The organism is Rahnella perminowiae, assembly GCF_019049755.1.
In the GTDB taxonomy this organism is placed as follows: Bacteria; Pseudomonadota; Gammaproteobacteria; order Enterobacterales; family Enterobacteriaceae; genus Rahnella; species Rahnella perminowiae.
On the sequence record NZ_JAFMOS010000494.1, the window covers coordinates 1 to 12,629 of the forward strand.

A 12,629-nucleotide genomic window follows, 5' to 3' on the forward strand; every position below is an offset into this window, starting at 1 on the left:
CCATCCTGGCCCAGCACGTTTCTGAGTGAAGTAACAGATAGATTAAAATCATAATTCATACTTATTTTTTATGAATTCATATTTAATTAATTTTGTCCTGATGGTTTTTTTTCCATCAGATCAATCATAACCCCTTCATGCGCCTGAAGGTTACGGATATAACGCATTAAAGTTTCAGGTTTTTTCCAGGTTCCTTCCTGCATAATCTGAGCGACCGCATAACCACGGCCTGCCATATCCTGGGCAGCGCCTACGCGCGCACTGTGACCGGTCCACTGTTTATAGCGCCCCTTATTTGGGCTGAGGGTTTCTGCTGCACCCACCGTACGCCAGGCATTTGCAAAAATGGATTCCATCGCCGGCGTGCTCAGCGGACGGGTGATTGAAAAAGTTGCGCTACCCGAACGGTGCACCGGACAAAAAAGAAAGGCATCAGGTTCAGTGCTAATACCAGACAACGATAACCATTCTGACAACCGGTGCGAGGATTGCGAACTGAGAGATTTGATCAGCCCGCCAGTCTGAACAATCGTTTTGGTATAGCTCACGTTAAGGATGATCCTGCCATCTGTTGCCCTGGAGATATCGCGAACGCGGAGACGGGATATTTCACTGACACGCAGCAAAGTACTGTAAGCGACATGCAGAAAAGCCAGATCACGTTTTTGGCGAAGTGATGCAGGACCAGACCATAATGCATCAAGCTCAAGAAGATCCTCAAGACGAAAGGGCACGGCCTGGCCAGTACGTTCGCCAGTAACGACAGCAACACGATTTATCTTCTTCACCGCCCGGAAAACCAGAGGGGAAGCGTTTGGCGGTGTAAGACCGGCGTTACGGTGTAACATCGAAATCAAAGATCCATGTGTCGCAATCGTTGAAGAAGCTCGGCCGTTTTCTTGCAGCCAGTTCAGGTAATCGCGAAGGTCGGCCGGAAGCATAGGCAAAAATGGGCGGCGATTATCTATCGACCATCTGTGGCAGATCCGCATTACGCTCATCAGTTGCCGCCAGGTATTGGGTGAAAAGGCTTCCCGATCCTGGACAAACTCCTTAAGCCTGTCCAGAACATCTTCTTCGGCCTGGATAACAGGCAGCATCTGGTTCGTTGGTGTTAATTTACCCATAGATAGCTTAGAAAGCGAACTCCCGGTGACTGACAACGCTACGTGGATTCTGATAAAGATGCAGGGGATTTACCTTGCAGATTTCACGTAGCGGTATCTGTACGCGATCCACGGTGAAGAATCATTTGCATCTGTAACTACTGGATAGAATACCAGCCATCCCAGTAGATGGCTAACTTTATATAAGTCCCATTATATAAAGTTAGTAAAAAAGAATCATCTACAGTGAAGTGAGGAATTTTTGGGAGAGAGTGGGTTATTTTAACATAATTATGATTATGCGCACTTTGATTGTTACTCCATGCGCTGCACGCATTTGCAAACCCTAAAAACCGTTGCCAACATAGCGTTTTCGTTCGCAGGGAAGCGCTGCAAATTCCTGAATACTCATACCGCCCAAAGTAGGCCTCTTCGATCGCGCTAAATCCAACCGTGGATTTCGCGCGACTTTAAAGTTAGATCACGCCTTGTTTTCGAGCTCAGGGATACCGCTGCTACGGTCTGCATATGCAGCCTGGAAACTTGGACGCTGCTGCCAGCGCTGCCAGTATGCGTCCAGGAACTCGAAACGTTCGTCCAGCGGCGTAGCATTCACCGGGAACTTCGAGAACGCGATCGCGGTTGCCAGCGTGATGTCGGCGAAAGTAGGCTCGTCGCCCCCCAGCAGCCATTGGCGTCCGTCTGAAAGATGTTTGTTGACCAGTGCAGCATGGGCCAACGCCTCTTTACGGCAGTGTTCGCCCCAAGCTTCGTTCTTCGTCAATTCGAGTTTGAAGCCGAGACCGGTATGCAGAACGTGGAAAGCCGTGACGATTCGATACAGGATGTGAACCCAGATGCGGTTATCCCACATGTTGTCCAAGCCCTGTTCCAGCGGCGTATCCCCCATGATCTTGCGGCCGGGGTAGGACTGGTCCAGGTAACGGACGACAGCTGCAGTTTCGGAGATATAGCTACCGTCAGCGAGCTCGAGAGTCGGCGTCTCACCCCAAGCATTCATTTTCAAGTGACGCCATCCACGCTGTTCGCCAACCGGCGTCATGTCGTAAATAGTCTCCTGGAACTGATCAGCGATTCCCTTTTCATGCATGAACAGGCGCAGGCGCTGTGGGTTAGGGAAAGCCGAAGGCGAAGTAAAAACGTTCAGTTTGCTAGTCATTGTGTCGCTCCTAAAAGTAAATTGAGGTGTAGGTCAAAACCGTGCACTGCTTGAGTAGCGCGGCCTTGTCACGGTGTTGCTGAAGCTGTAGACGTACTTTAATGCGTTGTTCCTGGTTGATAAACCATGTAATAATCAATTCATTTATTACAAATGGTAATCAATATGGCAGCAGGTAACCCACTTCAGCTTGGCAGTATTGAACAGTTCTGCAGAGCAGCGGAGACCGGCAGCTTCACCAGTGCGGCTGAGACTCTCGGTCTGACGCCGGCCGCAGTCAGTCGGTCGATCAGTCGGCTCGAGCAGCGCCTCGGAGTACGTCTTTTTTTTCGGACCACCCGCGCCGTCAAGCTTACAACGGAGGGCGAGCTCTATTGGAAAGAATGTCATCTAGCGCTTGAGCAAATCGCCGAGGCTGAGCGAGCGATCACGGGTTCACAAACCGTCCCTAGCGGACCGCTACGCATTAGCGTCAGTGCTGCTTACGGAACGTTTCGCCTTTTACCCTTGATGCCCAAGTTCACTGATCTTTATCCGCAGATCGATATCGAGATTAGTATCTCGGACAAAATAATCGACTTTGTTGAAGAAGGCTTCGACCTGGCAATCAGGCTAGGCGTTCCGCAAGATTCGCGTCTTGTCGCCTTAAAGCTTGAGGACGCCTCGCTTGGGGTATTTGGAACTCCGACATATCTTGCAAAAAAAGGTGAACCATACCGTATTGATGAGCTCAATCAACACGATTGCATCCAGTACATATCACCGAATACAGGGCGCCCGCTGCAGTGGCTGTTCACCGATGAATTAGGTACTTCAATCGAGAAACAGATAACGAGCCGGATGCGCGTACATAATGATGCGTTAGGGGCTGTCGCTTGGGTTAACGCGGGCGGAGGCCTTTATCAAACCTATCGCTTTGCAGTGGGGGACGCTTTAAGGCGTGGAGACCTTGTAGAGGTCCTTCAAAAATACAGCGGCTGCTCTCGCCCTTTTTCGATTCTCTACCCCCAGAATCGTCATCTATCGGCGCGAGTACGCGCATTTGTTGAGTTCTTGCGCTCAGCAGTGAAATCCTAACTTATAGGATGCGCTCGATATCGAAGTCGCAGCTTTTTTAGCACGATCAGACGTTCTCTCAGCGTTTGCTAGCGGCCCAGGCTGTGTAAAAATGCGAAAGCATAATGTTTTCAGGGGTCGCTTTACCATTCCCTACCTCGCATCCGGTAGTGGCAACGTGGCTCAAATGAAAATACGAACAGGCTGCTCAGACAATATTTTCCAAAAGGAACTGACTTATCGGTTCACAACCAGCAAAGACTTAACAGTGTTGCCAGACAGCTAAATGAAGGATTTTGTGTATAAATCATTCCGTTGAGCATAGGGTTCAGATGAAGAAAGAAGAGATTCATCAGCATCTTGATGAAGCGTTGGCACAACAGGCACATTTATAGGCAGGCTATTATGGTTAAAAAAACCACTTCAGAGCAACGTCGTGAACTCGGTGCTTTCCTTGTAAGCCGGCGCGCACGCCTTAATCCTCAGGACTTCGGCATGCAACAGGGTATTCGCCGTACACCCGGTTTACGTCGTGAGGAAGTCGCCGTCCTGGCTGGAGTCAGTGTGAGTTGGTATACCTGGCTTGAGCAGGGGAGAGAGATTAAACCTTCGGCAGATGCACTCCAGCGTATAGCCAAAGTTCTTAAACTTAACAGAATCGAATCATCCCATCTTTTTGCCCTTTCACCGCGCGAAGAGCCGGTACCCCATCCCCTCGCGGATGGTGTGAGTGATGGCCTGAAAAGTTTAGTGCGCGCTATCGATCCCATTCCGGCATATGTGAGAAATGCCCGACTTGATATTCTCGCCTGGAATGATGCTATTGCTGATTTGTTTATTGATTATGGATCGCTGGAACCTCATGAGCGTAATACGTTGCGACTGCTGTTTCTATATCGTCCGTATCGCACGCAGATCCTGGATTGGGAGCAGATGGCACGAGGGATGATCTCCGTTTTCCGCGCGTCACGTGCCCATGCTCAGGACAAAAAGCCTTTTGACCATCTCATTGAAGAACTCTCTGAAAAAAGCCCGGAATTCAAGGAGTGGTGGCTGGATACGGAAGTGAAAGGCATGGGAGAGGGGAGCAAGCGGCTTTTGCATCCCACTTCCGGACATATTGAATTTACCTACGTTGCACTCACGCCAGAGGGGAGACCCGACCTCTCTCTGGTGACCTATATTCCCCGGCACGTTGCCTGTGACTCCCAGTCATAGGATAACAAGACGCCTTCCAGGGATGATTCGACCTGCCTAAACTGGATTTTATCGAAGCACACAACGTGCTTCTCTTAAACCGTTTATGAGGCAAAAACTATGTCATCCCAACATGTCACACAGAATACGCTTTCTACTATTGATGTCGCGACTTCACGTAATCCTGCGACGGACGAGTTGATCGCGACTTATGCATTCCAAACTGCAGACGAAGTAGAAGGCATGCTGGCAGGTAATAACACGGCTTTTCGCCTGTGGCGTGCTACTCCCATGTCTAAACGCGTAGAAGCTTATCGTCGTTTATCCGCGATTCTGCGCGAGCGCTCAGAAAATTTGGCAGGGATCATCACCGCTGAAATGGGAAAAACCCTCGCGGCTGCCCGCGCAGAAGTCGAGAAGTGTGCAGCGACTATTGATTGGATTGCCACCAATGGCCCGGCAATCCTCGCAGATGAGCCTGTTTCTGTCGAAAATGACGATCAGGTACATGTCTCCTATCTGCCGATTGGATCTATTTTGGCCGTCATGCCCTGGAACTTCCCTTTATGGCAGGTCATTCGCGCTTCGGGCCCGATTATGCTGTCGGGTAACGGTTTTATCCTCAAGCACGCGCCCAATGTGATGGGCTCTGCCTATGCTTTGCAGGATGCTTATGAGAGTGCAGGCTTCCCTAAAGGTTTATTCGCCAATCTTATTGCTGATAACGAAACGGTTGCAGAAGTGATTGAGGATGATCGCATTGCAGCAGTGACATTGACGGGGAGTATGCGGGCGGGTTCTGCCGTATCGGCGATTGCAGGCAAAGCATTGAAAAAAAGCTTGCTTGAGCTAGGTGGATCAGACGCATTTATTGTGCTCGCTGACGCCAATATTGATTTGGCTGTTAAAGCGGGTGTTGAAGCGCGATTCCAAAATGCGGGCCAGGTGTGCTTAGCCGCGAAACGGTTTATTTTGGAAAAACCCATCGCGGAGGAATTCACACAAAAATTCATCGCGGCCGTCAGACTGTTGAACGTTGGCGATCCGCTGGACCCGCAAAATAGAATCGGGCCCATGGCGCGAAAAGATTTGCGTGATGAATTACATCATCAAGTAGAACGAACTCTCGCAGCCGGCGCGACACTTCTTCTTGGGGGGAACAAAATCTCGGGCCCCGGCAACTTCTATGAGCCTACCGTATTGGGCGAAGTAGGCCCGGGAATGGCTGCATTTGATGAGGAAACCTTCGGCCCTGTTGCAGCCATTACTATCGCAGATGACGTCGAGCATGCCATTGAGCTGGCAAATACCAGCGATTACGGCTTAGGGGGCAACCTTTGGACCAGCGATGTTTCCCGTGCCCAGCGAATCGCGCGGCGCTTAGAAACCGGAGGCGTATTCATCAACGGATTTTCTGCCACTAATGCCAGCATCCCGGTTGGTGGTGTGAAAAAAAGTGGGTATGGTCGCGAACTCTCGCACTTTGGCCTGCGTGAATTCACAAATGCTCAGGCAGTTTGGGCAAAGAAAGTTGACTAAGTGCATTATCGATACGTGAAAAAACGCAGTTGAATAAGCAGTAAAATGAGTGGTTTATCTCATCGTGACAGGCATCTGCTATGAGAAGGTGCCTGGCACATAAAAGACCAAAAAGTTTTATTAACTATCTGTAGACGACCGGTCTATTCAGTGTTAGCTTACTTATATGGCAACGGCGACTAAGCGACATAGCACGACAGCCGTTCCGAAAAAATCAAACAGCACGCAGAGTTGGCCGGAATAACAGGCACAGGTGAAACATTTTTATTTAAGAACTAATTAGACGACTGGTCTAATTCTACTATCACTTTGAAATACTGGAGAGTAATGATGAAAATTCTGATGGTCTTAACCTCACACGACAAACTGGGTGACACCGGCCGCAAAACCGGCTTCTGGCTGGAAGAGCTGGCTGCACCTTACTACGCCTTTAAAGACGCTGGCGCAGAAATTACGCTGGCTTCACCGAAAGGCGGTAACCCGCCGTTAGACCCAAAAAGTAATGAGCCTGACTTCCAGACCGAGCTAACCCACCGCTTTGAGGCAGACCCCGAAGCAACAGCACACCTGGCGTCAACGGTTCGTCTCGACAGCGTTTCACAGGCTGATTACGACGCCGTTTTTTATCCGGGTGGTCACGGCCCTCTGTGGGACCTGGCCGAAGATAAACACTCCATCGCCCTTATCGAAGCCTTCCTGGCGGCAAACAAACACGTCGCTCTGGTCTGCCATGCGCCTGGCGTGCTGCGCCATGTCAAAACCCCGGAGGGAAAACCGCTGGTAGAAGGCCGTAAGGTCACCGGTTTTACCAACAGCGAAGAGGACGCCGTGGGCCTGACGCAGATTGTGCCTTTCCTGGTAGAAGACGAGCTGATTGCCAAAGGCGGCATTTACTCGAAAGGGGCGGACTGGAGTTCTTATGTTGTTACTGACGGCCTGCTGATCACCGGGCAAAACCCAACCTCCTCTACCGAGGCGGCAGAAGAACTGATTAAACAGCTGGGTGCATAACGGTTAATCACGTGGGGAGGGAGTTCTTTAAGCCCTCCCCCACTGAGCAAATCTGGACAACATTACACACCTGAATGTCCGTCCGCTGGCCTGTAAGGCAGGGAGCCAGGAGGTCAGGGTATTAACTTAAAAAATGACAATTGAAGGAAATACATCATGTTTAAAAAATCATTGACCACGCTGGCTTTAAGCCTGGTTCTGTCTGTTTATGCTCAGTCTTCAATGGCTGCGCCGGTAAAAAACATCGTTCTGGTACATGGCGCTTTTGTTGATGGTTCAGGTTGGGATCCGGTGGCTCACATTCTGAATAAAGCGGGCTACAAAGTGTCGATTGTTCAGGAGCCGCAAACCTCGCTGGCTGATGATGTCGCGGCGACTCGACGCGTTCTGGCATTACAAAGTGGTAAATCACTGCTGGTTGGCCATAGCTACGCCGGGATGATCATCAGTGACGCGGGAAATGATCCCTCTGTTGCGGGGCTGGTTTACATCGCAGCGTTCCAGCCGGAGCAAGGTGAATCATTGCTGAGTCTGGCCAAAAAATATCCGCCAGCCGCTCAGTCAATTACTGAAACGCCAGATCACTTCCTTTATATCAAACCGGAAAATTTCCACGCTGACTTTGCCGCTGACTTGCCGGTCAAAGAGACAAATCTGTTGGCGCAATCTCAAGTCATGACCGCAGTAGCAGCATTCGCTGCCCCGGCAGGCGTTCCTGCATGGAAAACGAAGCCAAGCTGGGCCGTCGTGGCGACGCAGGATCGTGCTATTAATCCAGAACTGGAGCGCTTCATGGCTAAACGCGCGCACAGCACCGTCACTGAATTGAAAGGTAACCATGCCATTTACGCATCGCAACCGGAAAAAATTGCGACCCTGATCGAGAAAGCGGCACAAAGCTTATCTCAGTAAACATCAGTTAAATGCTTTCTAGGCCAGTCATTCTGTCAATGACCGCCCAGTGTAAAAGTAAATATACGAAGAAAAATACTTTTAAATCAAATGTTCCGCCCATGAGGCGTCGCCAACAGAAAAGAGAATAAAGAGATGAAAACTATTCAGGTGAAAGACGGTTCTAAGATTGCATACAAAGACTTTGGCAAGGGACAAACCATTATTTTCTCCCACGGCTGGCCATTATCAAGTGATGCATGGGACGCGCAAATGTTGTTCTTCGGTCAGCAGGGGTTCCGTGTCATCGCTCACGATCGCCGCAGCCATGGCAACTCGAGTCAGACGTGGGACGGCAATGATATGGATACCTACGCTGAAGATTTATCATCACTCATCGAACAGTTAGACCTCAACGATGTTGTTCTGGTTGGACACTCGACCGGCGGTGGTGAAGTCGCACGCTATATCGGAACGTATGGCTCGGCACGCGTCAGCAAAGCCGTTCTTATCGGCGCAGTACCTCCGGTTATGCTGCAAAGTGAGAAAAATCCTGGCGGTCTGCCTATGGAAGTGTTTGATGGCATCCGTGCTGCGGTCGAAAAAGATCGTTCTCAGTTCTACAAGGATTTAACCACGCCGTTTTTCAACTATAACCGTTCGTCAGAGACGCCTTCTGAGGGTGTGAGAGAAAGCTTCTGGCTTCAGGGGATGCGGGGTGGGATCAAAGGTCAATATGACTGTATCAAACAGTTCTCTGAGGTTGATTTCACTGATGACCTCAAGAAAATCGATGTGCCAACCCTGATCATGCATGGTGATGACGATCAGATCGTTCCGCTGGCTGACTCTGCCATTCTGTCCGCGCAACTTGTCAAAGATGCGCAGCTCAAGGTCTATGCTGGATTTGGCCACGGGATGACAATCACCCAAGCCGGGACGATTAATGAAGACCTGCTGAGATTCATTGAAGAGTAATGCGATAAGGGACATACAGGGTCCCCATTTATACCCGTTTCCCAGGCATTGAACGAATTTTAAAAAGAATTCAGTGCCTACCCTTGCCCACGTTTAACGTGTGCTTAAAAATAATTTAATGAGGATATAATCATGAAAAAATTAAATAAAGCCTTTGCCGTCATCGTACTGACTGCCGCTTCTTTTGCCACTTTTGCCGCGACCGAAGTCAACGCTGTACCTGTGAAGGGACAAAGTATTGGGGTGATCAACGCTTCAGCTGTCGGAAGCAATTTGAGCGACCTGCAGGACAAACTGGCGGCGAAAGCGACTGAACATGGCGCAACGTCTTACCGTATTATTTCAGCCGGTGGCGATAACCATCTGTACGGCACTGCTGAAATCTACAAATAAGCGTTAGCAAAATGGAATAGTTTTATCTTGCCTGTAGACGACTGGTCTAGTTCTTGGTAGATTGAACCTATGAATACTACAACGCAACTACATAACAATGAAATCCGCGAGCATATTCTGGCGACAGGTCAGCGTATTATGGCGGGTAAAGGATTTTCTGCGGTCGGATTGAACGAAATACTTAAAGATGCTGGTGTGCCTAAAGGCTCTTTCTATCATTACTTTAGTTCGAAAGAAGCTTTTGGCGCAGATATGCTGGCACACTATTTTGATGATTATCTCGCCGATATCGACAGGACACTGGGCCAGCCAGGTCTCAATATGGCTCAGCGACTGATGAACTACTGGCAGCAGTGGCGAGAATCTCAGTCGTTCTCTGACTGTCAGGGTAAGTGTCTTGCCGTGAAATTAGGTGCTGAAGTTGCCGATCTTTCGGACACGATGCGCTTAACGCTCGAGGCAGGCACTTCCGGGATAATCTCACGTCTGGCACAAGCGTTAGAAACGGGCGTAGCCGAGGGATCTCTCACTATTGACGATACACCTCGCACTGTGGCAGAAAGCCTCTACCAGCTTTGGGTAGGTGCAAGCGTAATGGTCAAGATTGTTCGAAATACTGGCCCGTTTGATTCAGCGCTGATCACGACAAGAAAAATTATTCATATTACCCCCTAGCAAGGGGGTACTCAGTATAGAGCCGTTTTTTGTACCCGTTTAATATACGACCGGTCTAATACTTACCACTTAATGTCACCTCTTACGATGATCACTCATGGAAAATCCTTATGAATCATAAAGCCTTATTCGAGCCAACTCAGCTTGGCCCTTATACCCTTAAAAATCGCATTGTATTCCCCCCACTGACGCGCCAAAGAAGTGAACAACCCGGTAATGTACCCAGCGACCTCATGGCCGAATATTACCGTCAACGCGCAGGTGCAGGTTTCATGATCACTGAAGGCACTCAGATTGAGCCCCGGGGACAAGGTTATGCATGGACACCGGGAATTTATACTGAGCAACAAATTGAGGGTTGGAAAAAAGTGACCCGCGCTGTCCATGCCGAAGGGGGGATTATTTTTGCACAACTTTGGCATGTGGGACGCGTTTCTCATTCTGCATTGCAACCAGAAGAAAGTGCCCCTGTTGCTCCTTCAGCCATTCAGGCTGAACAAGCAAAGGCTTTTATTGAGACAGGGCCAGGTACGGGCACGTTGGTTACCCCTTCGGTTCCTCGCGAACTGACGCGGTCAGAAATTAAAGACCTCGTGAATTTATATGCCCAGGCGGCGAAAAATGCCATCAGTGCAGGTTTTGACGGGGTCGAGATCCATGCTGCGAATGGTTATTTGGTTAATCAGTTTATTTCAGAGCATGCAAACCAGCGTAAGGATGAATACGGCGGTTCTATTGAAAATCGACTGCGGTTTTTGGATGAAATTGTGCAGGCTATCTCTCATGCAATAGGGCCAGACCGTCTGGGCGTTCGCTTCACGCCTTTATTTTCCAGCACAGATGAAGACCGCGTCTATATCGGCCTGGTTGAAAGTGATACGCATAAAACCTACGTCGAAGCTGTAAAAATCCTGGAAAACGCCGGTGTGGCCTATATGTCTATAGCCGAAGCCGACTGGGAAAATGCTCCCGACTTACCCGAAGCGTTCCGCCGTGCGATCCGCGCGATATTCAGTGGACGCATCATCTATGCCGGTCGATACACAGCAGAACGTGGAGCCCGGATGGTCGAGGAGCAGTTGGCTGATCTCATCGCATTTGGTCGTCCATTTATCGCTAACCCTGATCTCCCTGAACGCATTGCGATGGGTTGGGCATTTAACGATCTTAATGCCGCCACGCTGTATGGCGGGACGGGTGAAGGTTTTACTGATTATCCGGTTTACAACGCGCAGCGTTAACAAATTTAAAGGGCATATCATGAACAATGGAATTGAAAATAAAGTTATTTTTATCACCGGCGGTAATACAGGGATCGGTGCTGAGTTTCTGAATGGAGCAGGATTTTGGGTCAGGATCAAAATGTCGTCCAGTCTTGCTTAGAACTGGTGTTTTTAGGGGGGCGTTCTATGCCGCCGCCAGATGTCACCGGTGTACTTAACCTCAGTTCAGTTGCGTTTTTGCGGGAGCTGACACCTGGAACCCTAAAAACAGAAACCATCTCATCAAGCCGTTTCGCCTGCTCTTCCAGTGAAATAGCTGCAGCGGATGATTCCTGAACCAACGTGGCATTTTGCTGAGTGGTGGAGTCCATTTCAGTGACGGCTTTACCTATCTGCTCTATGCCCTGGCGTTGTTCGTCTGACGACGTTGAAATTTCGTCAATGATCTGACTGACATGCGTTACCGACTGCACGATGTCTTCCATACTAATTCCTACCTTGGTCACCAGCTCTGTGCCGGTACCAATACGGTCCACCGATTCATTAATCAGGGACTCAATCTCCTTGAACGGTTAAATATTGCTGACCATCATTTTGTTTCAACTTAGCGGCAAGCGCATTGCTGCGAATACTTTTTTCATGGAAAATGGCGCGTAATTGACTGTAGTTTTTGATGCTCTCGGAGAGCAAATCGAAGTTGGTTTTTGCGTTGCCGGTCCAGGTAAAATTATCTGCTTCTTTTAATAAGGCCTGCATGGTCTGTATGGCATCACCATTAGCTTCCATCGTCTTTTCATCGCCATTCTGCATATAAACTATCTGGTTCCTCCTTGCCACATCCAGTAAGTCACCCACCTTGTTCGTCATGGAGATTTTATCTGCATTATCCGCAAGAACCTTAAATGAATAAATGTTGTAAACCGACATCGCGGAATAATCCTGGTGTAATATTTATGGAAAGATTGGCTTAAATGAACCAGTGGTAGAGGAAAAGAATTATTATCATAACCCTTAAATATAGGTTACATATCATGTCTGCATAAATTTGTCTCACCAACTCAAACTGATCAATAATTAATCTACTTTAAGCCGCCCAAGATGAAAAAAGCCCGCGACAGGCGGGCAAATAGATCAGGATCATTTTTGTATATATTGGGTGAAACACGACTAAGTTAACCTGTCTCTGGTAAACCAATCACAAATGGAGAAGCCAATATTTAACCCTACTCTTACCATTACGTAATCAAACGAATGCTAAGCCAAGAAATGTTCAACATTCTGTTATCAACAGAAACCTAAGAAACTCAAAACAAAATTAAGTAATCGGTTGCTTAATTAATGCGTCTCAATTCCGAAATAATCATTCACACAAGATAAGAT

At 48.8% G+C, this 12,629-nt stretch carries 13 protein-coding genes and 1 pseudogene; 10 read left to right on the plus strand and 4 right to left on the minus strand.

What is annotated here, in order from left to right:
* Positions 1-86 precede the first annotated feature (86 nt).
* Both J1785_RS09860 and J1785_RS09865 read right to left on the minus strand, forming a co-directional pair.
* Positions 87-1,127 (minus strand): tyrosine-type recombinase/integrase, encoded by a 1,041-nt coding sequence (locus tag J1785_RS09860; RefSeq protein WP_217219319.1) that lies wholly within the window; start codon positions 1,125-1,127, stop codon positions 87-89.
* A gap of 460 nt (positions 1,128-1,587) precedes the next feature.
* A complete protein-coding gene (locus tag J1785_RS09865; protein ID WP_014333875.1) occupies positions 1,588-2,286 on the minus strand; it encodes a glutathione S-transferase family protein in 699 nt (232 codons plus the stop codon).
* Between the two features lie 165 nt (positions 2,287-2,451).
* Here J1785_RS09865 and J1785_RS09870 point away from each other — a divergent pair, with 165 nt between their 5' ends.
* From J1785_RS09870 to J1785_RS09915, 10 genes and pseudogenes are all read left to right on the plus strand, one after another.
* Positions 2,452-3,363: a LysR family transcriptional regulator gene (locus J1785_RS09870; protein WP_217219320.1), complete on the plus strand. Its 912-nt coding sequence runs from the start codon at positions 2,452-2,454 to the stop codon at positions 3,361-3,363.
* A 150-nt stretch (positions 3,364-3,513) separates the two neighbouring features.
* Positions 3,514-3,648 (plus strand): annotated as a pseudogene (locus tag J1785_RS09875) (IS30 family transposase); the annotation flags it as partial.
* A 99-nt stretch (positions 3,649-3,747) separates the two neighbouring features.
* Positions 3,748-4,560 carry a helix-turn-helix transcriptional regulator gene (locus J1785_RS09880; RefSeq protein WP_217219321.1) on the plus strand — a complete coding sequence of 271 codons (813 nt, stop codon included), beginning with the start codon at positions 3,748-3,750 and terminating at the stop codon, positions 4,558-4,560.
* 99 nt (positions 4,561-4,659) lie between these two features.
* Positions 4,660-6,078 (plus strand): NAD-dependent succinate-semialdehyde dehydrogenase, encoded by a 1,419-nt coding sequence (locus J1785_RS09885; RefSeq protein ID WP_217219322.1) that lies wholly within the window; start codon positions 4,660-4,662, stop codon positions 6,076-6,078.
* A gap of 330 nt (positions 6,079-6,408) precedes the next feature.
* Positions 6,409-7,089: a type 1 glutamine amidotransferase domain-containing protein gene (locus J1785_RS09890; protein ID WP_217219327.1), complete on the plus strand. Its 681-nt coding sequence runs from the start codon at positions 6,409-6,411 to the stop codon at positions 7,087-7,089.
* Positions 7,090-7,245: 156 nt separating this feature from the next.
* Positions 7,246-8,001: an alpha/beta fold hydrolase gene (locus J1785_RS09895; protein ID WP_217219323.1), complete on the plus strand. Its 756-nt coding sequence runs from the start codon at positions 7,246-7,248 to the stop codon at positions 7,999-8,001.
* Between the two features lie 135 nt (positions 8,002-8,136).
* Positions 8,137-8,958, plus strand: a complete 822-nt coding sequence (locus tag J1785_RS09900) for an alpha/beta fold hydrolase (protein WP_047611448.1) — start codon at positions 8,137-8,139, stop codon at positions 8,956-8,958.
* A gap of 132 nt (positions 8,959-9,090) precedes the next feature.
* Positions 9,091-9,351, plus strand: a complete 261-nt coding sequence (gene bhsA / locus J1785_RS09905; RefSeq protein WP_217219324.1) for a multiple stress resistance protein BhsA — start codon at positions 9,091-9,093, stop codon at positions 9,349-9,351.
* 69 nt (positions 9,352-9,420) lie between these two features.
* Entirely contained in the window at positions 9,421-10,026 is a 606-nt protein-coding gene (locus tag J1785_RS09910) for a TetR/AcrR family transcriptional regulator (RefSeq protein WP_014333868.1), read from the plus strand.
* A 110-nt stretch (positions 10,027-10,136) separates the two neighbouring features.
* Positions 10,137-11,267, plus strand: a complete 1,131-nt coding sequence (locus J1785_RS09915; protein ID WP_217219325.1) for an alkene reductase — start codon at positions 10,137-10,139, stop codon at positions 11,265-11,267.
* A gap of 116 nt (positions 11,268-11,383) precedes the next feature.
* On the opposite strand, the gene J1785_RS09920 is transcribed toward J1785_RS09915, so the two are convergent.
* On the minus strand, positions 11,384-11,785 hold the full coding sequence (locus J1785_RS09920) for a methyl-accepting chemotaxis protein (RefSeq protein ID WP_408004158.1): 402 nt from the start codon (positions 11,783-11,785) through the stop codon (positions 11,384-11,386).
* A 19-nt stretch (positions 11,786-11,804) separates the two neighbouring features.
* Positions 11,805-12,176: a hypothetical protein gene (locus J1785_RS09925; protein ID WP_217219326.1), complete on the minus strand. Its 372-nt coding sequence runs from the start codon at positions 12,174-12,176 to the stop codon at positions 11,805-11,807.
* Positions 12,177-12,629 lie beyond the last annotated feature (453 nt).

What these genes read in the sequence shown, in the direction of transcription:
- J1785_RS09860 (WP_217219319.1), bottom strand. Translation starts at nt 1,127, where the DNA reads ATGGGTAAATTAACACCAACGAACCAGATGCTGCCTGTTATCCAGGCC.
- J1785_RS09865 (WP_014333875.1), bottom strand. Translation starts at nt 2,286, where the DNA reads ATGACTAGCAAACTGAACGTTTTTACTTCGCCTTCGGCTTTCCCTAAC.
- J1785_RS09870 (WP_217219320.1), top strand. Translation starts at nt 2,452, where the DNA reads ATGGCAGCAGGTAACCCACTTCAGCTTGGCAGTATTGAACAGTTCTGC.
- J1785_RS09880 (WP_217219321.1), top strand. Translation starts at nt 3,748, where the DNA reads ATGGTTAAAAAAACCACTTCAGAGCAACGTCGTGAACTCGGTGCTTTC.
- J1785_RS09885 (WP_217219322.1), top strand. Translation starts at nt 4,660, where the DNA reads ATGTCATCCCAACATGTCACACAGAATACGCTTTCTACTATTGATGTC.
- J1785_RS09890 (WP_217219327.1), top strand. Translation starts at nt 6,409, where the DNA reads ATGAAAATTCTGATGGTCTTAACCTCACACGACAAACTGGGTGACACC.
- J1785_RS09895 (WP_217219323.1), top strand. Translation starts at nt 7,246, where the DNA reads ATGTTTAAAAAATCATTGACCACGCTGGCTTTAAGCCTGGTTCTGTCT.
- J1785_RS09900 (WP_047611448.1), top strand. Translation starts at nt 8,137, where the DNA reads ATGAAAACTATTCAGGTGAAAGACGGTTCTAAGATTGCATACAAAGAC.
- bhsA (WP_217219324.1), top strand. Translation starts at nt 9,091, where the DNA reads ATGAAAAAATTAAATAAAGCCTTTGCCGTCATCGTACTGACTGCCGCT.
- J1785_RS09910 (WP_014333868.1), top strand. Translation starts at nt 9,421, where the DNA reads ATGAATACTACAACGCAACTACATAACAATGAAATCCGCGAGCATATT.
- J1785_RS09915 (WP_217219325.1), top strand. Translation starts at nt 10,137, where the DNA reads ATGAATCATAAAGCCTTATTCGAGCCAACTCAGCTTGGCCCTTATACC.
- J1785_RS09925 (WP_217219326.1), bottom strand. Translation starts at nt 12,176, where the DNA reads ATGTCGGTTTACAACATTTATTCATTTAAGGTTCTTGCGGATAATGCA.